Source organism: Nakamurella antarctica (assembly GCF_003860405.1).
Lineage (GTDB): Bacteria > Actinomycetota > Actinomycetes > Mycobacteriales > Nakamurellaceae > Nakamurella > Nakamurella antarctica.
In genome coordinates this window covers 141,641-162,050 of record NZ_CP034170.1, presented here as the reverse complement: position 1 = coordinate 162,050, position 20,410 = coordinate 141,641, and the positions used below count along the sequence as shown (strand labels likewise).

Annotated in this window: 21 protein-coding genes and 1 tRNA gene; 9 read left to right on the top strand and 13 right to left on the bottom strand. The window is 62.6% G+C overall.

Translation table 11 applies throughout. The features are described from left to right. Positions 1-100: 100 nt before the first annotated feature. Positions 101-448 (bottom strand): hypothetical protein, encoded by a 348-nt coding sequence (locus tag EH165_RS00740; protein WP_124797598.1) that lies wholly within the window; start codon positions 446-448, stop codon positions 101-103. A gap of 53 nt (positions 449-501) precedes the next feature. Between EH165_RS00740 and EH165_RS00735 the strand changes: the two genes are divergently transcribed. Beyond that, the gene (locus EH165_RS00735; protein WP_124797597.1) at positions 502-954 is read left to right on the top strand and encodes a MarR family winged helix-turn-helix transcriptional regulator; all 453 of its coding nucleotides are present in this window, start codon (positions 502-504) and stop codon (positions 952-954) included. 59 nt (positions 955-1,013) lie between these two features. Here EH165_RS00735 and EH165_RS00730 read toward each other — a convergent pair whose 3' ends face one another. The 3 genes from EH165_RS00730 to EH165_RS00720 form a co-directional block, all read right to left on the bottom strand. After that, complete coding sequence (locus EH165_RS00730; protein WP_124797596.1) at positions 1,014-1,715, bottom strand: GntR family transcriptional regulator; 702 nt, start codon at positions 1,713-1,715, stop codon at positions 1,014-1,016. 68 nt (positions 1,716-1,783) lie between these two features. Next, positions 1,784-3,430 (bottom strand): amino acid ABC transporter permease/ATP-binding protein, encoded by a 1,647-nt coding sequence (locus tag EH165_RS16710; protein ID WP_124797595.1) that lies wholly within the window; start codon positions 3,428-3,430, stop codon positions 1,784-1,786. Positions 3,431-3,574: 144 nt separating this feature from the next. Beyond that, positions 3,575-4,294: an ABC transporter substrate-binding protein gene (locus EH165_RS00720; protein WP_164479042.1), complete on the bottom strand. Its 720-nt coding sequence runs from the start codon at positions 4,292-4,294 to the stop codon at positions 3,575-3,577. 4 nt (positions 4,295-4,298) lie between these two features. Here EH165_RS00720 and EH165_RS15235 point away from each other — a divergent pair, with 4 nt between their 5' ends. Further along, complete coding sequence (locus tag EH165_RS15235; protein WP_164479041.1) at positions 4,299-4,571, top strand: hypothetical protein; 273 nt, start codon at positions 4,299-4,301, stop codon at positions 4,569-4,571. Between the two features lie 737 nt (positions 4,572-5,308). Here the strand turns inward: EH165_RS15235 and EH165_RS00715 are convergent. The 3 genes from EH165_RS00715 to EH165_RS00705 all read right to left on the bottom strand — a co-directional run bounded on the left by EH165_RS00715 (position 5,309) and on the right by EH165_RS00705 (position 10,578). Beyond that, positions 5,309-7,708: a glycoside hydrolase family 31 protein gene (locus tag EH165_RS00715; protein WP_124797593.1), complete on the bottom strand. Its 2,400-nt coding sequence runs from the start codon at positions 7,706-7,708 to the stop codon at positions 5,309-5,311. Positions 7,709-7,798: 90 nt separating this feature from the next. Further along, on the bottom strand, positions 7,799-9,016 hold the full coding sequence (locus EH165_RS00710) for a M20 family metallopeptidase (protein WP_124797592.1): 1,218 nt from the start codon (positions 9,014-9,016) through the stop codon (positions 7,799-7,801). Between the two features lie 71 nt (positions 9,017-9,087). Continuing rightward, on the bottom strand, positions 9,088-10,578 hold the full coding sequence (locus EH165_RS00705) for a gamma-glutamyltransferase (protein ID WP_124797591.1): 1,491 nt from the start codon (positions 10,576-10,578) through the stop codon (positions 9,088-9,090). Positions 10,579-10,763: 185 nt separating this feature from the next. On the opposite strand from EH165_RS00705, the gene EH165_RS00700 reads away from it, so the two are divergent. The 6 genes from EH165_RS00700 to EH165_RS00675 are packed head-to-tail and all read left to right on the top strand — an operon-like array spanning position 10,764 to position 16,249. Then, entirely contained in the window at positions 10,764-11,201 is a 438-nt protein-coding gene (locus tag EH165_RS00700; RefSeq protein WP_124797590.1) for a GlcG/HbpS family heme-binding protein, read from the top strand. Next, a complete protein-coding gene (locus EH165_RS00695) occupies positions 11,198-11,941 on the top strand; it encodes an SDR family NAD(P)-dependent oxidoreductase (protein WP_124797589.1) in 744 nt (247 codons plus the stop codon). Before EH165_RS00700 ends, EH165_RS00695 begins: the two co-directional genes overlap by 4 nt. A gap of 15 nt (positions 11,942-11,956) precedes the next feature. Then, complete coding sequence (locus tag EH165_RS00690; protein ID WP_124797588.1) at positions 11,957-13,132, top strand: diaminopropionate ammonia-lyase; 1,176 nt, start codon at positions 11,957-11,959, stop codon at positions 13,130-13,132. Beyond that, a complete protein-coding gene (locus EH165_RS00685; protein ID WP_124797587.1) occupies positions 13,129-13,929 on the top strand; it encodes an SDR family NAD(P)-dependent oxidoreductase in 801 nt (266 codons plus the stop codon). Before EH165_RS00690 ends, EH165_RS00685 begins: the two co-directional genes overlap by 4 nt. Further along, positions 13,926-14,723, top strand: a complete 798-nt coding sequence (locus tag EH165_RS00680) for a YoaK family protein (protein WP_164479040.1) — start codon at positions 13,926-13,928, stop codon at positions 14,721-14,723. The genes EH165_RS00685 and EH165_RS00680 overlap by 4 nt, the downstream gene beginning before the upstream one ends. Beyond that, positions 14,720-16,249, top strand: a complete 1,530-nt coding sequence (locus EH165_RS00675) for a flavin-containing monooxygenase (RefSeq protein ID WP_164479039.1) — start codon at positions 14,720-14,722, stop codon at positions 16,247-16,249. Before EH165_RS00680 ends, EH165_RS00675 begins: the two co-directional genes overlap by 4 nt. 134 nt (positions 16,250-16,383) lie before the next feature. On the opposite strand, the gene EH165_RS00670 is transcribed toward EH165_RS00675, so the two are convergent. The 6 genes from EH165_RS00670 to EH165_RS16705 form a co-directional block, all read right to left on the bottom strand. After that, positions 16,384-17,184 carry an ABC transporter permease gene (locus EH165_RS00670; RefSeq protein ID WP_206426031.1) on the bottom strand — a complete coding sequence of 267 codons (801 nt, stop codon included), beginning with the start codon at positions 17,182-17,184 and terminating at the stop codon, positions 16,384-16,386. Next, the gene (locus EH165_RS00665; protein ID WP_124797584.1) at positions 17,181-18,155 is read right to left on the bottom strand and encodes an ABC transporter ATP-binding protein; all 975 of its coding nucleotides are present in this window, start codon (positions 18,153-18,155) and stop codon (positions 17,181-17,183) included. Before EH165_RS00665 ends, EH165_RS00670 begins: the two co-directional genes overlap by 4 nt. A 94-nt stretch (positions 18,156-18,249) precedes the next feature. Next, entirely contained in the window at positions 18,250-18,642 is a 393-nt protein-coding gene (locus EH165_RS00660) for a DUF1490 family protein (RefSeq protein ID WP_124797583.1), read from the bottom strand. A 64-nt stretch (positions 18,643-18,706) separates the two neighbouring features. Next, positions 18,707-18,913, bottom strand: coding sequence for a hypothetical protein (locus tag EH165_RS00655; protein WP_124797582.1), 207 nt, complete (start codon positions 18,911-18,913; stop codon positions 18,707-18,709). A 58-nt stretch (positions 18,914-18,971) separates the two neighbouring features. Further along, positions 18,972-19,505, bottom strand: coding sequence for a GNAT family N-acetyltransferase (locus tag EH165_RS00650; protein ID WP_124797581.1), 534 nt, complete (start codon positions 19,503-19,505; stop codon positions 18,972-18,974). A gap of 190 nt (positions 19,506-19,695) precedes the next feature. Then, on the bottom strand, positions 19,696-19,821 hold the full coding sequence (locus tag EH165_RS16705) for a DUF2510 domain-containing protein (protein ID WP_422392165.1): 126 nt from the start codon (positions 19,819-19,821) through the stop codon (positions 19,696-19,698). A gap of 458 nt (positions 19,822-20,279) precedes the next feature. Here EH165_RS16705 and EH165_RS00640 point away from each other — a divergent pair. Continuing rightward, positions 20,280-20,350 (top strand) — tRNA-Gly (locus EH165_RS00640). Positions 20,351-20,410: the final 60 nt, after the last annotated feature.

Here is a 20,410-nt window from a genome sequence, read left to right as displayed (position 1 = left end):
CCAGCGCTCATCAATCGAAAATTAGCACTTCGGTTTGTCCGAAATGGCATGAATGAGAGAACACCACCCAGAAGATGTTGGGGCGAATCCCCACTGGCCGTTAATGGTCTGCGCCACCGGCGGTTTCTGAAGTCTGAGCAGCTCCTACTGGCGCGTCCCCTGCTGACAGCGAACCCGTCTCTGCGACCCCCGAGGCCACGGTACTTTTGGCCGCCAGCTCCGCTTCGGCGGCTTCCAAGCGCCGCTCTTCGCGATGCTCGTGCATTCGCGACAGGGGACCCAGCGCGGACACAATGATCAGACCTAAGAACCCTAGGACGACAAATATCACCGTTTGGGTGGAAAACCCCGATTCTGGGGTGCCCGCCACGGGGGTTGCTGCCGCCACTCCGGCGCCCAGCAGGAGAAGCAGCGCGCTCGTCGCCGCCACCATCAACGTGCTCTTCATATTTTTACCGTACACCAATGATTGGTGCACCAATCATTGGTACAGTGTGAATTATGACCCATCCCAATTCGCTAGATCACGCCACAACGTTGCTTGAGCTAGATAAGCAGGTGTGCTTCGGATTGGTCGTGGCAGCTCGCGGCATTGTCTCGCTCTACAAGCCCATCTTGGAGCCTTTGGGCCTGACGCATCCGCAGTACTTAGTGATGTTGGCCCTCTGGCAGCACGATCGACTGTCGGTGAAAGACCTCAGCAGCCTCCTGCAGTTGGACCCCGGAACGCTATCGCCCTTGCTCAAGCGCCTTGAGACCGCCGGCCTGTTGCGGCGCGCGCGCGATCAGCATGATGAGCGGCTTCTCGCGGTGAGTCTCACCGATGCGGGCACAGAGCTGCGAAAACAAGCTCTGCAGATTCCGCCCGCCGTGATGAAGCAACTCGAGATGACTGCCGAAGAACTTGAGCACCTGAGGGATATTTTAAATCGCGTCATTAGTGCCACCTCGTGACCAGGGTCCGCATCTCCTCAGAGAGCAACCCACCCTGACCGATGGCGTCAACACCAGCGTCAGACAGAATTTCCGAACAGGATCTGATGAACTGCCACCCCGGTGTCGCGGATGTGTTCGCCGGTGAGCGCGGCAGCTTTCTCGCCGTCACCCGCAACCACGTAGTCGAGGACCTGCTGCTCCAGTTGGACCCAATCGCTTCCGAGCTGGTCCTGCACGGTGGAGAAGTAGAAACGGGCCCGCTTTTCCAAGCTCGCCGAAGTGGCGGCCAACACGCTGTTATGTGCCGCCTGGCGTAGCGCCTCGCGGAACCCGATAAACCCATTGCCGTCATCGTCGGCCACGGTTGCCCCGGCGTCTCGGGTCCGCTCAACCGCCAGCTTCAAATTGACCAGGTCAGAATCGGTCCGGCGCTCCGCGGCCCAACGAGCGACGAGTGCTTCGACGTCGGCCCGAAAATCGAACAGTTCGTTCAACTCGACAACGGTTCTCTCGCGGACGTGCACTCCGTGCCGCGGCTTGATCTCCACCCATCCGGCTTGACCCAGCGAGCTGAGCGCCTCCCGAATCGGAATCCGGCTCACACCAAAATGCTTTGCGAGGTCGTCGGCGTGCAGCCGCTCGCCCGGTTGCAGTGTGCCCCGAATGATGGCTGACTCGAGCTCACTGTAGAGCCGGCCTGGAAGCGTGGTCGCTCCAAGGAGTGCGGGCAGAGTCAGCGGCAACGATCGTCGACCTGTATTTTGCGTCGCTGTAGTCATCTCGCACCTCCTAGTTGAAATAAAATAATATCGTATACAAGCCGCGCTCAGCTGAATTGAGCGTGGGGTCACACGGCTTCTTCGCGGGCCACCATGTTCAAGAATTGCCGGGTGCGCGGGTTCTGCGGGTTCTCCAGAACCTCTTGCGGGGTGCCCTGCTCGACAACGACACCCTCGTCCATAAAGACGACCTTGTCGGCAACGTCGCGAGCGAAACGCACTTCGTGGGTCACGATAATCATCGTCATACCAGCGTCGGCCAGCTTGCGGATGACGGATAACACTTCGCCAACCAGCTCCGGGTCGAGTGCCGATGTTGGCTCATCGAAGAGCATCAAATTCGGGGTAATCGCCAGGGCTCGCGCAATAGCCACACGTTGCTGCTGACCGCCGGAAAGGCGATGCGGCAGGTGGTCGATATGACGGTGCAGCCCCACATCCGTGAGAAGGCCGATCGCCCGGCGCTTCACATCGGCCGGGTTCTCCTTGTAAACGCGCGTCGGTGCAATCGTCACGTTGTCGATCACCGGAAGATGGTCGAACAGGTTGAAGTGCTGGAATACCATTCCGATCCGAGCATCCGCGCGGGCCTTGGCAAGATTGCCGACCGGCTTCAGTTCGCCCTTGACCCGGCGATATCCAACGTGCTTGCCGTCGACGAGAATTTCGCCGCCGTCCATCGGCTCGAGGTGGTTGATCAGCCGCAGCAGGGTGCTCTTGCCCGAGCCACTGGGTCCCATGATGACGACGACCTCGCCGGCTTTCACGTCGAGGTCGACGCTGCGAAGGATGGGGCGAGGGCCGTAGGACTTGGAAATATTGCGGCAGGTCACAAAAACTTCGCCGCTAGTCTTTTGCTCAGGTTTCGAGCTGGTCTTGACCATTTCGGCGACGCCGCCGGTTGCAGGCTTCGTCAGCGGAACTTCGCTGTTCGAGCTCAGAACCTCCCCTGCATCGTTCTTCACCTCGTGCGTAGCCATGTCTTCGGCCCGCTCTGTACGCATTTTCGAGCGAATCTGGCGAATGCCGCTGCCAAACATGCGCTGCATGGGGCCGGAGGTAGTGTCGCGGTCGAGGGAGAACTTGCGTTCAAGCAACATCTGCCCTCCGGTCAATATCGTAGTGGCAGCTAAGTAAACGACACCTGCGGCCGAAAGTACTGGAATGTATTCAAAATTCTGCGAAGCGACTGATACTGCTCTGGACATCACTTCACTTAACGCGATAACATAGGCCAGCGAGGTTGATTTCAGCAGCGAGATTGCGTTGTTTGATAAAGCGGGAACAATGGCTCGTAGAGCCTGCGGTAACACTACCCTGACCAAAGTCAACGACGATGACATGCCTAAAGATTGCGCCGCGACAATTTGTGTACGAGCTACCGACCGGATACCGCCGCGAATAATCTCCCCTGAAAAAGCCGCTTCATTCAAAGCAAACCCAATAACTGCCGCCTGGAAAGTGTTTAACGTTATACCAAACTCAGGCAATACGTTGTAAATGTAGATTAACTGGAGGAGCAGCGGTGTACCGCGCATAATCCAGACATAAATCGTTGCTGGAAGGCGAATCCACCAGTGCTTTGATTCGCGCATAGTGGCCAAGATCAATCCCAAGACTAACGCTAGCACCATAGCAATCGCGGCTACTTGGACTGCCGATAGTAATCCCTCCCACAAAAAGGAGGAGGTGAGATAGTGCCAAAAAAGCGTCATGTCAAGCTCCTGATGCCCGGCGGATTATTTACGGAGGGTGTAACACGTGCGAGATGTATAGCCGAATTTGTGGCGGGAAGCGTCCATCATCGCTTCCCACCACTTTTTAATTCAGAAAGACTTGATAGCCTACGACTTGCTTAATTAAGACTTGATTGCCGGTTCGAAAATCTGCGACGCATCGAAACCCCACTTGACAATCATTTTTTCCAGATCGCCATTTTTGTAGAACAGGGTGAGAGCGTCTTGGAACGCATTCGTTAAATCTGCATTATCCTTGGCGAATCCGAAACCAAACACGAAGTCTGACACGATTGGGAATCCAATCTCGAGCTTCGGGAATTTCGCCGCGAGGTAGGCAGCCACCCCGCTGTCGGTCAGAAAGATGTCAGCGCGACCCTGAGCAACAGCGCTCACCGCTTGACTGTTGTCCTGGAACGACAAAGCCACGATTGCAGGCTTTCCTGCGGCTTCGCAGGCAGCACTCTGCTTGTCGAAAATTGCGTTCTCGACAGTCCCCGTCACCTGAGCGGCAGTCATTCCGCAGGTGGATTCGATCGACGTCAGGCCCTTCGGGTTGCCCTTGGCGACCATCGACGCCTCCCCCGCCTTCATGTACTGGACGAAGTTGATCTGCTGCGCACGTTCGTCAGAGGCATACATTCCGGACGAAATCATGTTGATCTGGCCAGCCTGCATAGCCGGAATCAGTCCACTGAAGTCTTGCTTCTGAAGCTCCCACGAGAATCCGACACATTTGCTCACTGCGTCGTAAAGATCTGGCTCGACCCCCACAATTTTGTTCGGGTCCTGCTCGTCGACAGCGTCATAATTCCCAGCGCCCGGCGAGGTACCCACTTTCACCGTGGTGCCTTTGAGTGCAGGGTACTTCGCAGCAATCGACTCGCAGGTGGCATCGCCCGACGCTGCTGTACCCGAACCGCTCGCGCTCGTTGCTGCGCTGGGGGCCTCGCTTGAGGTAGCGCTTGCTCCTGCGCTTGCTCCTGCGCTTGTTGCTGCTGCCGAGCTAGAGCTCTTGCTCGCCGCGGTGGTGCCGGCGGTGTCGGAACTACTGCCGCACCCAGCGACGGCCACCAACATGCTGACGATCAGCACTGATGCGCTTGCGTACTTCATGTAAAACCCCCATCGTTGAATGAATAATATCTTATACAATACACAGTATGACCGGCACCACAAGTTAAATCTGCGAAGTTATTGACCTGAGACCGAAGTACCCGCGTTTTCGTTACCGCGAACACCCGGGGCGGCCTCTCTGTCTGGCCGGCGCACCGGGGCGGCCTTACTTTCGGGCCGGCGCACCGGGGCGGCCTCGCTGTCTGGCCGGCGCACCGGGGCGGCCTCGCTGTCGGGCCGGCGCACCGGGGCGGCCTCGCTGTCGGGCCGGCGCACCGGGGCGGCCTCGCAGCCGCGCGGCACACACGGCGGTTCTTGCGCCTTACCTGCGCCATTTTGTGGAGGCGGCTCCAGTTCGAGGTGGAGCTCCCTCCTACTAGTGGAGCAAAAAGGGCGGAGTGCAGCAGGCGGTCGTGGGAGGAGCCCCGTCAGCGAGAATATTTACCCGAACCCGCCGTGACCGCTCATTGGCGCTGACTCTTTGCCCCATTGAGCGCTGCGTTATCGCCGAGTGAAGGTTCACCACGCAATTTTGCCGCAAATCGACAGAATATGCGTGGTAAAGCTGCACTCGGCCGGTCCGGAGCCATGGCGGTGCTGGCGCACAGGGTGGCGGCGTTGGCGCACAGGGTGGCGGCAAGGCCGGGTCGATACGGAACACAAAAACGGGCTGGGTTTCGCCAGACGCGCTGACACATTCCAGACGCGATGACGAAACTCAGCCCGTTCAAGCTCGGGGATTTAGCGCTCGATACTCCGGTATCCGGATGGGACTACCCCGCCGTGGTGCATAACGATCTCTACAAGCCCGGGTGCACCGACCGCGTCGACCTCCAACTTGCCGTCGACGGTCTGCCACGCAACCTTTACGACCTTGCCCTGGGCGATATGTACAGCCTGTTCGCCGCTGGTCGTGGGCCCCCAGAAGTGCAGTTCGAGCGGGTCGCACGGGTGCTCCCCGACGTATTGCTGCTCGGGTCCCATCGGGATCATCGAGCCGCTGCGCACGAACAGTGGCAGCGTTTCCAAGTCGGCCTCGACGGTGACGAACGCGCCGCCTGTCACCGATTCGCCGGTCCAGAAGTTCAACCAGGCACCCGAAGGCAGGTAAGCGGTACGACTGGTAGCGCCCTCCTGCAGGATCGGAGCCACCAAGATATCCGGGCCGAAGAGGTAGACATCATCGATGTTCCAGCTGATCGGGTCCTCCGGGGAATCCAGGATCAGCGGACGCGCAACGGGCAGCGATCGGCGCGCCCCCTCGACCGCGGCGGTGAACAGGTATGGCATCAACCGGTAGCGAAGATCCAGGTAGCGGCGGGTGACCTCTTCGGCGTGCGAACCGTATTCCCACGGTTCTCGCGGCGGGGATCCGTGCGCGCGGACGTGTGAGGAGAAGACGCCCAACTGCAGCCACCTGATGTAGAGCTCCGGGCTGGGATTGCCGGAGAAGCCCCCGACGTCGTGGCTGTAGAAACAGAAACCGGACAGACCCATCGACAACATCCCGCGCAGCACGCACGGCAGGTCCTCGAAACGGGCGATGCCGTCGCCGCTCCAGTGGATCGGATACCGCTGCGACCCGGCCCACCCCGCACGTGCCCAAATGACGGCATCTTCCCCGCCGGCCCGCACTGACGCTTGCCAGACCGCGTCTTGGTAGAGCAGCGGGTAGAGGTTGCGCATCGACTCCGACGGAATATTCGCGTAGCTCGCGGACGGGACGGCACCTTCGCCGTAGTCCACCTTGATCGACGAAACCCCTAATTCGAACAGGGCAGCAAGCTTTCCCTGGTACCACTCGACGGCTTCGGGGTTGGAGAAGTCGATCATTCCGGCGTCCTGCCCATAACCGCCGGGGAAGGTGAAAGCATGGCCGCTGGTGCGCTTGGCGAGGTAACCGCCTTCCAGCCCCTCATCGAAGAGCGGGCTGGCGACGTTGTAGTTCGGCCACTGCCAAAGACACACCCGGATGCCCTGTTCGCGAAGACGGGCCATCATTCCGGCCGGGTCGGGGAACCGGGTGGGCGAGAACGTGAGGTCGCAGGTGTAGTCCTTTTTGAACCAACCGGTGTCGATGTGGATGACGTCGGTGGGGATGCGTCTCTCGCGCAGTTCCTTGGCGACGGCCTCGACCTGCTCTTGCGAGTCGTAGGTGATCCGGCCCAGCCAGAACCCGAACGACCACGGCGGCGGCACTGCTGGCGCGCCCGTCAAAGACGTGTAGCGCGGCAGAATCTCGGCGGGCTTTCCGGCGATGACGAACATGTCGAGAGCGTCGGTGTCTTCGATCATCACCGACATCGCGGTGTGCTCGCGGCTTCCGACGTCGAAGCGCACCGCGTTGGAGGTGTGCACGAAGGCGGCGTGTCCGTGGTTCGAGATATAGAACGGAACCTGCTTATAGGAGGCGGGGCTGGCGTTGCCGAACGCTTCCTGCAGCCAGAGCATCTGCGAGGTGCCGACCTTGTCGAACCGGCCGAAGGCCTCGCCGAAGCCGACGATTTTCTCGTCATGCCGCAGTTCGAAGGACGCGAAGACGGTGTTCCGGTCTTTGCCGCACACGCGACCCAGGGGGTAGGCGTACCGGTGCAGGAAGATCCAGCGCTGCTCGGGCGGGTTCCATTGGTTCCGGGGGCGGCTCAATCCGTCGATATCAACGGGCTTGGTGGACCACAGCATCTTGCCGGCTCTATCGCGCAGGGTCAGCTGCCACGGATCTTTGGTAATGGTGAGGACGACTGCCGACGTTGTGATCGTCACTTCGTCGTCGGTTTCGGTCATTTCCAGCGCTACCTGCTTGTCCGGCGCGCCGATCAGCATCGGGCTGATGGCGCCCTCCCCTCCGATCAGGGGCGGTACTGGCGTAGCGGGAACGTCGGATCCAGCGCTGTATCGAAGCCGCATAACGGACGGGGTCCAGAAATCCAGCCGCACCGTGGACGGGGTGCCCGCCGTGGGTGCGGATAGGACGGTTTCGCACAGCGTTCCGTAGTAGTCCTGCATTTCGGGCATATGCCGCTCGGTGTCGCAGGCGATGATGACGCTGGACCCGACGACCTCGAAAGACGCCAGCTTGGCCACGAATTCCACGGGCATTGGAGTGCCCAGGAAGGGCGCGATCTCGTGCGTACCAGCCATAGTGTTTTCACTCCTCGACGCGTGGTCCACATGACCACTCTTGTGTTTTGTATAACATATATTTTGTACGGAGTCTAGCGTCGGCGGCTGTTACTCCTGAACCAGATAATTCAGCGCGGCAACCGCATAGAGGGCGGCGCAGTCCAGCACCTCTTGCTCCTCCGCATAGTCGTCAATCCCCGCCGACAGCGTGGGTTGCGGGCCGTAACACAGGGCGGGGATTCCTTCCCGGCGCCACCGGCTCGCATCGCTGGCTGGCAGTCGGACCGCGTACTGCGGGTCCGCCCCGGTGACGGCGACCGACGCCGCAGCGAAAGCCTGCACGAGCGGGGTGTGCGGGGAGGTCCAGTTCGCGTCCCAGCCTTTGATTCGGGACACCGTCGCCGAGTCGATATCTGCCACAGCGGCGTTCACCATCGATTCGGCCTCTTCCATCGACAACCCCGGGGGCAGTCGCAGATCAACTCCCGCTTGGGCAGCTGTAGCTATCTGCCCGATAAAGGTTCCTGCAGCGATGGTGCCCACGTTCGCGGTGAGGGTCAGCCCGGGGTCGTCATTCCCGATACCCAAACTGGCGAGCTCCGGCGGGAGCGTTCCTTGATAACCGGAAAGCCTGTCAATACGGCCGACCGCCGCAGCGATACGAGCCGCGGCCGAGCTGCCCAACTGCACTGCGGACGAGTGCCCCGCAATGCCGGAGGTCTCGATGTTGAGCCACAGGACCCCCTTCTCCCCCACGGCGAGGCGCTTGAAGCCCGGGCCCTCACCGCAGATCAACGCGTCGCCATACAGATCCGGATGTTCGCGAAGCAGGAACGCGGCACCGTTGTCGCCGAACACGACTTCGTCGCTGACGGCGGTGAAACTGATTCGCCCGCACCAGGTCTCGCGCAATTCGTTGAGCAGGGCAACAGCGGTGATCATCGCCGCAACAGCGCCCTTCATGTTGCCCATGCCGAGGCCGTAAAGCCGTCCGTCTCGACGGGTCATCTCCCACACCGGGACCGACCAGTCCGACTCGTCGCCGGGCGGCATGGTGTCCAGGTGCACGTTGAGCACCAAATGCGGGCCGGGGCGCCCCGAATCGACGGCGGCAAGCACCGACGGCATCGTCGGGTCGGTGAACTCCATATGGGCGTCGAGGCCACGCACTGTCAGTGCGCGCGCGACCACTTCCGCCGCCTGCCTGGTGTCACCGACGGGATTGACGCTCGGCGCGGCGACCAGCTCGGCGCAGAGCGCGACGAGCTGCTCTCGCTGCTCCTCAATACGGGTGCGGATTTGCTGGGTGAGGTCTGATGCTGTCATCGTGCTCGGTTCCTGTCCGTAAATGGCCGTAATCGCGAGGCGCTGCGCTGAGGCACTGGCGTGCTGGAGGGTCAAATTCCTGCTGCGGAAACCTGGCGCCGCCAGTCCGCCGCAGCAAAGGGCTTGCCGTCGCTGAAACCGGCGGCTACGACGGCGCCGAACAGGTCATTACCCGGCTGTAGCTCTTTCAGGTGGTGGCCCCGGCTCCCTAGATCACCGCGCTGCAGGTGGTCCCGCTCGATCATCAACTGGTTGTTTTCGCTGCGCCAGCGGGGCGCCGCAATGGCTGCGCCGAGGGGTTCGCCATCGCCGAGCGCCACCAAAATCTGAAGCAGCGTTTGCACTTGGCCGTCGGCGCCGGGAGTGGCCATCGCGAGTACGCTCCCGTCGGACCGCTGGAGTAGCGCCGGAGCGAGGGTGTGGACGGGACGCTTGCCGGGGCCGGCTGCGTTCGCTCCGTCGGTAAATCCGGCCGCCCGATTATTCAACGAGATGCCCAATTCGGGGACGAATACGCAGGAGCCGAAATCATCGAACACACTCACCAACGACGAGACAACCATGCCGGAAGCGTCGGCGGCCGCGACGCCGGCCGTGTGCAAATAGGCGCGGGGACCACCGCGGTGTGCGGCTCGTTCCGGATCAACCGAAATCTGCTGCGCCAACACCGATTCCGCGTCCCCGCATTCCGACCGATGCGCAAACACCGCCTCGGTAATCTCTACCAGCAGGTGGTCCCTGGAGTTTTCCGGCACTGTGGGTATCAGACGTTCGGCAGCGGTAGCGGCGAGTGCGAGCAGCACGCCCTGCGATGACGGCGGCTGAACTGAGAGCCGGCCGCCATCGAAGTCGACGGTAACGGGTGTGCTGGCCTGCGTGGTGTGCAGTTCGAAGTCCCGCGCGGTGAGAGATCCACCGCTTCGTTGCACCGCGTCCGTCATGGCCGCCACGGCGCTGCCGGTATAGAAGCTCTCGCCCTTGGAGTCTGCGATATCTGTCAGAAATCGGGCTAGTTCTTCCTGGCGCCACAGATCCCCTGCGTCAAGGCGCAGCAGCGGCCAGTTTTCCGCGCCGCCTGCAACGAGGCGTTCCCGTTGCTGATCGCGAGCAAGGACAAGCGAGCTGTCGATATCGAAACCCTGCCTCGCGATCCGAATGGCATCGCTCAAAACCCGCGCGAGAGTCAGGCGTCCCCAGCGTCGGTGGGCGTGCACCCAGCCGGCGACCAGCCCCGGAACCGTGACGGATGCGCCGCCTGTCGAGGTAATGGCTTCCGCTGCCAGTCCGCTGCGGCCGGTGCCGTTGACGGAGAACACCTCGCCACCGGCTTCACGGACCAGGGCGAGCATGTCGCCGCCGAGTCCCGCGGAATGGGGCATGCACACACACGTCACGGCTTGGGCGGCGATGGCTGCATCGACCGCGCTACCACCCTCGGCCAGCACGGACGTACCGGCGGCAACCGCGAGCGGATGCCCGGCAGAGACCGCGCCGTATTCCCCGGCAACGGGCGCGCAGTGCGTATCTCGATCTGCGGACAGCGTCATGGCGCTCACTCTCATTTCGTTTCCCCGATTATTGCTGGTAGCCGAATCCATCCGTATCAGCTATTCTTTATAAAGAATACGACTTACCAGCACGGATGTCCAGAACGCAGCGACCGAGACGAGCGATGCGTCACGCACCGCTGGGATGTGACTTCAGAGCAGTTCTACGAATCAGCGCAGTTCGATGAAGGGTGTCGGAGATGGAATTTATCGTGGGGCCGGATATGTCCCTAGCCGTGGCGGAGGCGTTGCTCGATGGCGTCAAGAAGGAAGCGACATCGGCGGGGTGCGCGCTATCCGTAGTGGTGGTTGACCGCGGTGGCCAACATGTGGCCACTTGCCGGATGGACGGCGCCCAGTTGGGCGCCACGTCCATTGCCTCCGACAAGGCTTACACCGCAGTTGCATTCGGCCACCCCACCGCCAAGTGGGCGGAATCCTCCGCGCCGGCTGGCGCCGATTGGGGCATGGCCGGCTCGCTCGAAGGCCGCTGCATTGTCTTCCCCGGCGGAGTTCCCGTCTTCCACGGAAGCGACCTCATCGGCGCCGTCGGTGTCAGCGGCGCCGCATCATCGGTTGACCAAGCCTGCGCCGAGAATGCCGTGACATCACTCGGTTTGGCCACGGCGCGAGCGTGAGCACCGTTTTGGTCGCTGGCGGCGCCACCGGCATTGGCGCCGCCGCAGTACGGGCATTCCGCGAGCGCGGAGACCGCGTGCTCCTGGCCGATCTCAATGAACCCCACGGTTCTGCCCTGGTAGCCGAAGCAGGCAACGGCGCCGCAAAGTTTTTCCAATGCGACTTCGCAGATCCAGCTGCAGTGCACGACGCGGTCGAGGCGACAGCCAGCTTCGGCGGCGGCATAGACGTGGTCTTCTACAACGCGGGGATCCTGCAGGCATCCCCGCTCGCGGAATGGACCCCGGCTCAGTGGAATAAGTCGCTGGCGGTAAACCTGACGGCACCCTTCTTCTTGGTGCAGGCCGCCGCACCGTATTTGCGCACCTCAGATCACGGCCGGGTGATCCTGACCTCGTCGACCGGCGCCTTCCGCGGGCACGCCGGAATGCCCGCCTATCACGCCACCAAAGCCGGGTTGTTGGGGTTGGTGCGCTCACTCGCCGACGAGCTGGGCCCCGATGGCATCACGGTCAATGCGCTATGTCCCGGGTGGATCGACACCGCATTCAACGACGCTTTCTGGGGGCATCAGGCAGACCCGGCAGCGGCACTGTCAGCATTGACGGCACAGATCCCGCTTGGGCGCCAGGCCGAGGCGGCAGATGTCACAGGCTTGTTGTTGTTCTTAGCTTCCCCCGGTTCGGCATATATCACCGGTCAACCCTTGGTCATCGACGGCGGCTACACCGCGGTCTGAACGGAAGATTCCCTCATGTCTCAAGCAACTCACTCTTCGCAGGTGTTCCACAATCCCGCAGCTGTCCCCGTCGTACCGTTGGCCGGCTTCTCACCGGAGTCGCGACGCCCGATGACGACTCACCAAACCCTCCCCGGGTATGAAGCCACCCCGCTGCACGATTGCCCCAGCATCGCCTCCCGGCTCGGCGTCGCGCGTGTGTGGGTCAAGGACGAGTCCAGCCGCATGGAATTGCCGTCATTCAAGATCCTCGGAGCCTCTTGGGCCACACTCGAATCGATCCGCACCCACTGGCTCGACCCCGAATCTGAGACACTCGACGTCGCGCAACTGCGATCCCTGCTCGCGTCACGGCCCGGATTGGGATTGGCTGCGGCCACCGACGGAAACCACGGACGCGGAGTCGCCCGGATGGCCCGCCTTCTCGGCTTGACGTGCAAGATCCTGGTGCCGGAAGGAACCGCCGCCGCCCGCATCAGCGCGATCGCCAGCGAAGGAGCTGAGGTCGAAGTGGTCGCAGGCACCTATGACGACGCCGTCGCAGCCGCCGCCTTACTTGCCGGCGATAACACGCTGGTCGTCTCGGACACCTCGTGGCCCGGTTACGAGGCCACCCCCCGTGCCGTGGTCGACGGGTACTCCACGATGTTCTTTGAGGTGGATGACGAGCTGGCCCGTCAGGGCGAGCAAGACCCGAACTTCATCGCCTTGCAAGCAGGGGTCGGCGCCTTCGCCGCCGCGGGCCTGCGCCACTACCGTTCCGAGCGCGGCGATGCCGAATTCGTTCGCACCGCAATTGTGGAACCCCAGTCGGCCAATTGCCTGATGGCATCCGCGGAAGCTGGCGCAATGACGATGGTCCCCGGCCCGCACCTGTCGACCATGGCGGGGCTCAACTGCGGGCTGCCGTCCGAGCTGGTCTGGCCGATTATCGCGGCCGGTTCCGACACCTTCGTCGGCGTCAGCGACGACGAAGCCAGCGAGGCCATGCGGCTGTTCGCCGATATCGGCATCGAGTCCGGGGAATCGGGCGCCGCGTCACTGGCTGGCCTGCTGGCGTTGTCCCGCGATCCGGCCGCCGCCGCTGCCGCTGGATTGACGGGCGAGAGCCGCGTGCTGTTGATCAACACCGAAGGCGCTACCGACCCCGAGAACTACGCCGCCGTCTTGGCCGCCGGTACCGCGTCATGAGCGCCCCTTCGGCAAACCTATTGGCCGGTCGCATCGCCGTCATCACCGGAGCGGCCTCCGGAATCGGGCTCGCCATCGCGAACCGGTATGCAGAACAGAGCGCCTCCCTCGCTCTGATCGACCTGAATCAGGACCGGACAACCGCTGCAGCAGAGAGCATCTCGCGGCGCACGGGCGCACGCACCATCGGGATTGCAGCGGATGTTTCGGACGAGAAAAGCATGCAGCGAGCCTTGGCCCTCGTGCAGGAAACCTTGGGGACATCCGACATCGTGGTCCCCAACGCGGGCATCCTGGTGTTAAAGGACGCCCTCGACATCACGGTTGAAGAGTTCGACAGGGTTTTGCGGATCAACCTGACCGGGTCGTTCCTCACGGCCAAAGTTTTCGGCCAGGCGATGGTCCAAGCGAACCGCCCGGGCAGCATCATCTTCACGTCATCGCTGTTTGGCAAGAGGGGCGGCCGCGGCAACGGCGCCTATTCGGCCTCGAAGTTCGGCCTGATCGGATTGGCGCAGAGCATGGCCGCCGAGCTGGCGCCCGCAGGTATCCGGGTCAACGTGGTGTGCCCCGGCCAGATCGACTCCGACATGCTCAGCCAACTATTTGACGATCGGGCACGCGACAACTCGACCACCCCCGAGCATGAGCGCGACATCTTCACGAGCCGCATCCCAGTGGGCCGGCTCGGAAGCCCGGGCGACGTGGCCGATACGTTCCTGTATCTGGCAAGCGACCTCAGCGCCTACGTCACCGGCCAAGACATCACCGTTGACGGCGGCTGGAGTGTGGGGTGAGCCGGCCTGCCTCGGCGCGGGGCGCGGCATCCCAAGGCGCGGCATCCCAAGGCGCGGCATCCCAGGGCGCGGCATCCCAAGGCGCTAGGCCCGGCCGGCTGTCCGCTGCGCAGACCCACGAGGACAGCACGCGCTGGGTGCGTCAGCTGCTGATCGTCCTACTGGCGGTGAACAGCGGCGCCATCGACGCCATCGGCTTCATCGCCCTCGGCGGCGCTTTCAGCAGCGTCATGACGGGCAACATGGTGTTGATCGGTATTTCCGCCGCTGAAGCCAACGGCGCGCTGGCGATTACCGTCCTGTTGTCCCTGGTGTGCTTCATGTGTGGATGCGCCGCCGGGGCCCGCATCGTGGGTAAGCCGAAGCCCACCGACAGCATCTGGCCGACGGAAATCCGGCGCGTCTTGGCCGTGGAACTCGCGCTGGTGGTCGCTGTCCTTATCGTCTGGTTGATCAGCGGCCCCGACCGGTCGAACGGGGTGAAACTGGCCATGCTGGGCGCGAACGCGCTGGCGTTGGGCTTGCAGAGCAGTGGGATGCAGAAGTTCGGCGTTTCGGGCCTTTCCACTACTTATTTGACCGGAACTCTCACAACCGTGGTTTCCCGGTTGGTGTTGCGGGAGCCGGTCCGCGAAGTCGGTCACAGCATCACCATTCTGCTTGGTTTGATCGTCGGAGCCGGGACCGGAGCGCTACTCGCGTTCCACGCCAACTCCTTCGCAGCACTGCTTCCCGTCGTTATGGTCGCCGCGGCGACAATCACGCCGCTTCTGATCTGGAAAGGCAAGTCGTGAACACCTCTTCACCCTCGAATGCCAATGCTCGCGTTGCCGCAGAGCCACCCGCCCATAAAGTCGGCAAACGCGCGATCCGAGTCGCCATCATCGGGGGTGGTTTTGGCGGGATTGCTGCCGCGGTGAAACTGAAGCAAAGCGGCCAGGAAGATTTCGTCATCTTCGAACGGTCCGCTGGTATCGGTGGCACCTGGTGGGATAACCGGTATCCGGGCGCCGAGACCGACGCGGCCTCGCACATGTATTGCTACTCCTTCGCGCGGTACGACTGGTCCCGCACCCACGTCGGCCACTCCGAATTGCGCGATTACATGGAGCACGTGGTCGACCGCTTCGGGCTGCGTCCGCACTTCTCGCTCAAGCAGAGCATCGAGTCCGTGGTGTGGAACGAGCAGCGGCAGCACTATGTGGTCACCACGCACGCCGGGGAGGTTCACCAGTTCGAGGCCGTGATCAGCGCCGTGGGGATGTTCAGTGCGCCGCGTCTGCCCGACCTGCCCGGCCTTGACGACTTCGCCGGCGTCGCGGTGCACACCGCTACGTGGGACGACAATTTGACCTTCCCCGGCAAGCGAGTCGCCGTGATGGGCACCGGTTCGAGCGCCACCCAGGTCGTTTCTACGCTGGCTGGCCACGCCGACCAGGTGTACGTCTTCCAGCGTCAACCGGGGTGGCTGCTGCCCAAGGGCGACCGCGACCTCACGGATCTGGAGCGGCGCATCTACCGGTTGCCAGCCTTCTGGCGCCTCAACCGTCTCCGCCTGTACTTCCGTCAGGAGCGGCGTGAGTTCCGCGGAGCCTTCTTCCGGCCCGGCACGCCGGCGAACAAGCGCGCTCACGCCACCGCGTTGGCGACGATTGACGAAGTGTTTGCCACCCGCCCCGACCTCAAGGAGCTGGTAACCCCGAACTACCCATTCGGCGGCAAGCGAGCCGTGTTGAGCAGCGCGTTCTATCAAAGCCTGCTGCGCGATGACGTGGACCTGGTCCCGTTCCCCGTGGTGAGCTGCACCAAAACCGGTGTCGTCGACTCCACGGGCGAAGAGCGCCCCGTGGACGTCCTCGTAATGGCCACCGGCTTCCAGGCCGCCAGCTACCTCAACGGTCTCAAAGTCGAAGGCCGCGGCGGCATCGACCTGCACGAATTCTGGGACGGGGAGCCGTCGGCATTCCTCGGCATCACCGTGCCCGGGTTCCCCAACTTCTTCATATTGTACGGGCCAAACACCAACGGCGGCTTCATCATTCCCAACCTGGAACGTCAGGCGGCCTTCGCGGCCAAGGAGATCGCTCGGCTGCGCAAGCCGGGAGTTCGGGAAATTGAAGTCAGTGCCAGCGTGACGCGCCGCTACAACGAGTGGTTGCAGAAAAAGATGATTGGCACCGCTTTCACCGCCACCGACAACTACTTCCAGTCTGCATCGGGGAAGGTTGTCACCCAGTGGCCGCGGACCGCGACGCTGTACGCGTTCCTCACGGTGGTGTTGCGCCGCTTCAGCACTCGCAAGAAGGGTGCTGCGGCTTAGGGGTGGTGGTGGATTTGGGCCCCGTGGTTCTGGAGCCGGCTCCGATTTCAGGATGTGGGACCATTTACCCGCGCTGAGCGGGTAAATGGTCCCACATCCGTGAAAACTCAGCTCCTGCGTCCCCGGATAGCCAGCTACACCCGAACCGTGTCGCGCCGGAACCGCCAGACTGCTCCGCCCGTGAAGATCGCCAGCCAGGCCAGCACGTTGACGACGGCGCCCAAGCTCGGAGCCTCGCCAACCAGCGGCGCGTGCACCAACTCGTTGAGCCCGTAGAGCGGCGTGTAGCTGGCGATGTCTTGGAAGGTCTGGCTCATCTGGCTCAACGGGATGAACAGTCCGCCGCCAAAGGCGAACAGCACCAACGCGAACGACAGGATTTGCATGACGTTCTCGGTCGGCAGCAGGTATCCCATAAACAGTCCGAATGCCGCGAACACCAGCGAGCCCGCCCACACGGCGAGGCCCGTGAGCACCCAGAGGTACAAGGGCATCGAAGGCGTCCTGGTGATCGCGCCCACCGCGTACACGGCAATCACCGAACCGGCGCCGAGCACCAACGCTGTCAGCATCTTGATCACCACATACGCCGCCGGCGAAAGCGGCGTGAGTCGAAGGGATCTGCTCCAGCCCGCTGCTCGCTCGATCGACACCATGGTCCCACCGCTGGTCGTCGCCAACACCGCGCCGTACAGCGCCATGCTGATCATGACGAACGCCGAGACGTTGCCTTTGCCGCTGCTCAGACTCGCGTAGTCGCTGTTCAGCCCGAAAATCAAGAAGAAGACCACGGGCAGCACCATCGAGAAGATCAGCGTCCGCGGGTTGCGCAGGAGCCTCCGCACCTCCAGGCCGAGAACGGTCAAGTTGAACCCACCCATCCCTGGCGGGCGCCGGGCGGCGATCGTGGGCGACAAAGCGTCATCTCTGGTCATGAGGCCACCTTCGGCTGAACTTCCCGGTCACCACGGTCCGCCCCGGCATCGCCGGTGAGCGCGATAAATGCCTCCTCCAGACCCTGCGCGGTGATCTCTACATCGCGCGCCGGGGTGTTGTTCAACAGGTAGCGGGCCACCGCGTCGGAGTCGCTCGAGTGGACCAGCACGGTATTCGCGTTGATCTCCACCCGCTCCACGCCGGGGATCGCGCGGAGTTTGTCGGCGTCAGCTGCCGGCAGTGTCGCCCGGACGATCCGGCCGGATGCCAGTGCTTTGATCTGCGCGGCGGTGCCGTCGGCGACTACCTCCCCATGACGCACCAACACAATGCGTTCGGCGTAGGCGTCCGCTTCCTCCAAGTAGTGGGTCGCGAATAAGACGGTGCGGCCCTGCGCGGCGTCCTGCCGGATGGCGGCCCAGAAATCGCGGCGGCCCTCCACATCCATCCCCGTGGTGGGCTCGTCCAGGATCAACAACTCCGGATCGGACAGCAGCGCCAGCGCAAACCGCAACCGCTGCTGTTCACCCCCGGAGCACTTGCCTACCTTCCGGTCGCCGATCCCCTCGATGCCGGCCCGTTCGAGCACCTCTGCTACCGGCCTGGAGTGGGTAAACAGGCTCGCCATGTAGCGGGCGGTCTCGGCGACCGTGAGATCTTTCAGCAGTCCCCCGGTCTGCATCACAGCAGATACCAGCCCTTTGGCGATGGCTTGCTGCGGTTCCATACCGTAGACCGAAATCTCGCCTTGGCTCGGCTGCGACAAACCCAGGATCATGTCGATCGTCGTCGTCTTTCCCGCCCCGTTCGGGCCTAGAACTGCCACGATCTGACCGGAGGGGACCTCGAGATCGATGCCACGGACCGCGTGGACTTGGCCAAAGTGCTTGTGCACGCCGGACAATCGGACAGCAGGTGGCCCGGTGTCTTTCGATCGCGGGCCACCGGCAAGTGCTGATTCTGCGCTCATTACGCACCCATCGATTGTGGAATCTAAGTCGTCACTGTATCCTAGTAAACCTCCCCAGTCCCTGAATCAGCAGGACCGAAAATCGGCTTTCGGTTCAGTTCTCGTTGGCGTTATCTTCGCGAGTAGACGCCGGCCCAGCAACAACATCCGGCCCAGCAACAACATCCGGCCCAGCAACAACGACGGGAATGACGACTGGCTGATCGCCGGCGGCCGCACCAGCACGGTCTTCGGGTGCACCTGCTGTCCCGGCGTCATCAGTGTTCTGCTTCGCCTCGTGGAACACGTCCGTCGCTGTGGCCCATACCTTCTCGACCCCGGCCTCGGCGAACTTGTAGCCCCGCAGCCCTGCCTCTGTGACGCCCACCGCGGCTTGCTTGGCGATCGCGCCCACATTCGCGCCCTTGGCAGCTTCGACAAGAGCAAGACCGACGGCGCCCGTGAGCGCTGCCCCGATAGCTCTCTTCGCGATGAATGCAATAACCATGATCCACTCCTTTATCTCGTCTGGCCCCTGGTGCTTCCGTGGCGTCCTACTTCGGACCGGGTTCCTACCGCCGCGGGTGCCTGGCAACAATGCGCCGCAGTGCCACGACGATCAGCACCACGCCGAAGACAATGCCCGCCAGGGCCGACCACTGGGTCGGCGTGGAGCGGACCAGTTGCATACCGAAAAACCCCAGGAGGAACAGGCCAAGAACAATCCCAGCAAGAGCCAGCCCCGGTGGCGGCGGAACGGGGCGGTCGTTCTTCGTCATCCGCGCTCTCCCCGATGCCGCTCTGTTTTCAGTGCGAGCCCAGTGTCGCAGCCGAACATTAGCGGCCGCGCCCCGGTTCTTCGGTGTGGTAGATCTGAAACCCGCGGGCCTCGAAGTTTGGCAGCGCGACGGGGCTGTCGTCAGTGCTGGTGTGCAGCCACACCCGTTGCACCGCAGGGAATTCGGGCCAGCGGCGGCGAAATGACCACGCTTTGTGGATTCCCACTGACAGTAGATGTCCGCCGATTCCTTGGCCGATAAACCCTGGCACCAGACCGAAGTTGGCGATCTCTACGAGTGTGCCGCCGTCGCAGGGCTGCGGCGCCAACTCCAGGAATCCGGTCGGGGCACCGTCGGCGTAGGCGACCCATGTCTCGGACCCGGGCATGCCATACCAATCGCGCCACTTATCGTCGGTCCAGCTTTGCCGCTCTGTCCACTGCCACGCACCACCCACGGCGGTGTAGAGGTAGGCCCCGAACTCGGGTGTCATACAAATGACGCGCTCGATGCGCACCGGTTTCTGCGGAGCTTTGGAAAACTTCAGGGCGAGCGAATCCGTCTGTTGAAGGTACGTCGTCTTCGCCGGCATGTTTCCAGTTAACCAGCGTGGGCGATGGTCAGGCGCCGGAGGCGAGATTGATGACGGTCCACAAGACCGAAGCAGGGGGTCAGATCCGACCCGCCCCTCCAGCGGCCTGGCATCCCTTCGGCGGCGGCACAGAACCGGGAAGCTGCAGGAGTCGTGGCGCGCCCACTAGGTGGGACCTAACTGCCGCACGTTACTGAACGGGAGATCGGTGCTCAGTCCATTGTGAACCATCGAAATATCTTTGATAGCCGGAATTTTCACTATCGGGATACCAACCCGGTTGCCACACCCCTGACGATGCCGCCGGCGCTGCCATGCCCGCATAATCTGCTGAAGGTGTGGTGTCCATCCCGGTGTGGGGCATGGAGCGGTCGGACTCAAGTTGCGCTGGACTATCGGTCGTCAGCCACTGCTGGCCGGAGTGTGGACTTCCCGAAATCGGTGCCGACCATGTTGGCGGCATTTGCGTTGGTGCTGATTGCTCTACGGTTACCACGCCGTATCCGCCCGCAATCGCCGTCCTGAGGGAACGTCCGGCGAGTTTGCCTCGCAAGGATCGCCCGGTCGGGTTCCACGAACTGGCGTACCACCCGCAAACCAAGCTCATCGAGCCGGCAAAACTTAGTCAGATCGGGGTCAACTAAAGTAGAGTCAGCCATGTCCTCACCCCAGCACCGACCCGCCCCACCTACACCCTGCTTTGCGAAGAGCCCCTTTCCGCGGCAACACTCCCGGCGGGCCACTGCAGGAATAGTCACCGATGTTGCACACCATGCGGGTGTATTTCAGTGGCAGAACTTCAGCTTCCCAAGCTGATAGCGCGAGTTTGATTCTCGTCACCCGCTATCCTTTTTCTTACGCCACTTATCGACCCTCCGCGCGACACCTACCTAATACAGCCATGG

Bases quoted from the DNA above. Each gene is read 5' to 3' on its own strand.
- EH165_RS00685 (WP_124797587.1), top strand. From the start codon at position 13,129: ATGAGCGCCCCTTCGGCAAACCTATTGGCCGGTCGCATCGCCGTCATC.
- EH165_RS00730 (WP_124797596.1), bottom strand. From the start codon at position 1,715: ATGACTACAGCGACGCAAAATACAGGTCGACGATCGTTGCCGCTGACT.
- EH165_RS00650 (WP_124797581.1), bottom strand. From the start codon at position 19,505: ATGCCGGCGAAGACGACGTACCTTCAACAGACGGATTCGCTCGCCCTG.
- EH165_RS00665 (WP_124797584.1), bottom strand. From the start codon at position 18,155: ATGAGCGCAGAATCAGCACTTGCCGGTGGCCCGCGATCGAAAGACACC.
- EH165_RS00670 (WP_206426031.1), bottom strand. From the start codon at position 17,184: ATGACCAGAGATGACGCTTTGTCGCCCACGATCGCCGCCCGGCGCCCG.
- EH165_RS16705 (WP_422392165.1), bottom strand. From the start codon at position 19,821: ATGGCAGCGCCGGCGGCATCGTCAGGGGTGTGGCAACCGGGTTGGTAT.
- EH165_RS00705 (WP_124797591.1), bottom strand. From the start codon at position 10,578: ATGAGAGTGAGCGCCATGACGCTGTCCGCAGATCGAGATACGCACTGC.
- EH165_RS00655 (WP_124797582.1), bottom strand. From the start codon at position 18,913: ATGACGAAGAACGACCGCCCCGTTCCGCCGCCACCGGGGCTGGCTCTT.
- EH165_RS00660 (WP_124797583.1), bottom strand. From the start codon at position 18,642: ATGGTTATTGCATTCATCGCGAAGAGAGCTATCGGGGCAGCGCTCACG.
- EH165_RS16710 (WP_124797595.1), bottom strand. From the start codon at position 3,430: ATGACGCTTTTTTGGCACTATCTCACCTCCTCCTTTTTGTGGGAGGGA.
- EH165_RS00735 (WP_124797597.1), top strand. From the start codon at position 502: ATGACCCATCCCAATTCGCTAGATCACGCCACAACGTTGCTTGAGCTA.
- EH165_RS00700 (WP_124797590.1), top strand. From the start codon at position 10,764: ATGGAATTTATCGTGGGGCCGGATATGTCCCTAGCCGTGGCGGAGGCG.
- EH165_RS00710 (WP_124797592.1), bottom strand. From the start codon at position 9,016: ATGACAGCATCAGACCTCACCCAGCAAATCCGCACCCGTATTGAGGAG.
- EH165_RS00740 (WP_124797598.1), bottom strand. From the start codon at position 448: ATGAAGAGCACGTTGATGGTGGCGGCGACGAGCGCGCTGCTTCTCCTG.
- EH165_RS00690 (WP_124797588.1), top strand. From the start codon at position 11,957: ATGTCTCAAGCAACTCACTCTTCGCAGGTGTTCCACAATCCCGCAGCT.
- EH165_RS00715 (WP_124797593.1), bottom strand. From the start codon at position 7,708: ATGGCTGGTACGCACGAGATCGCGCCCTTCCTGGGCACTCCAATGCCC.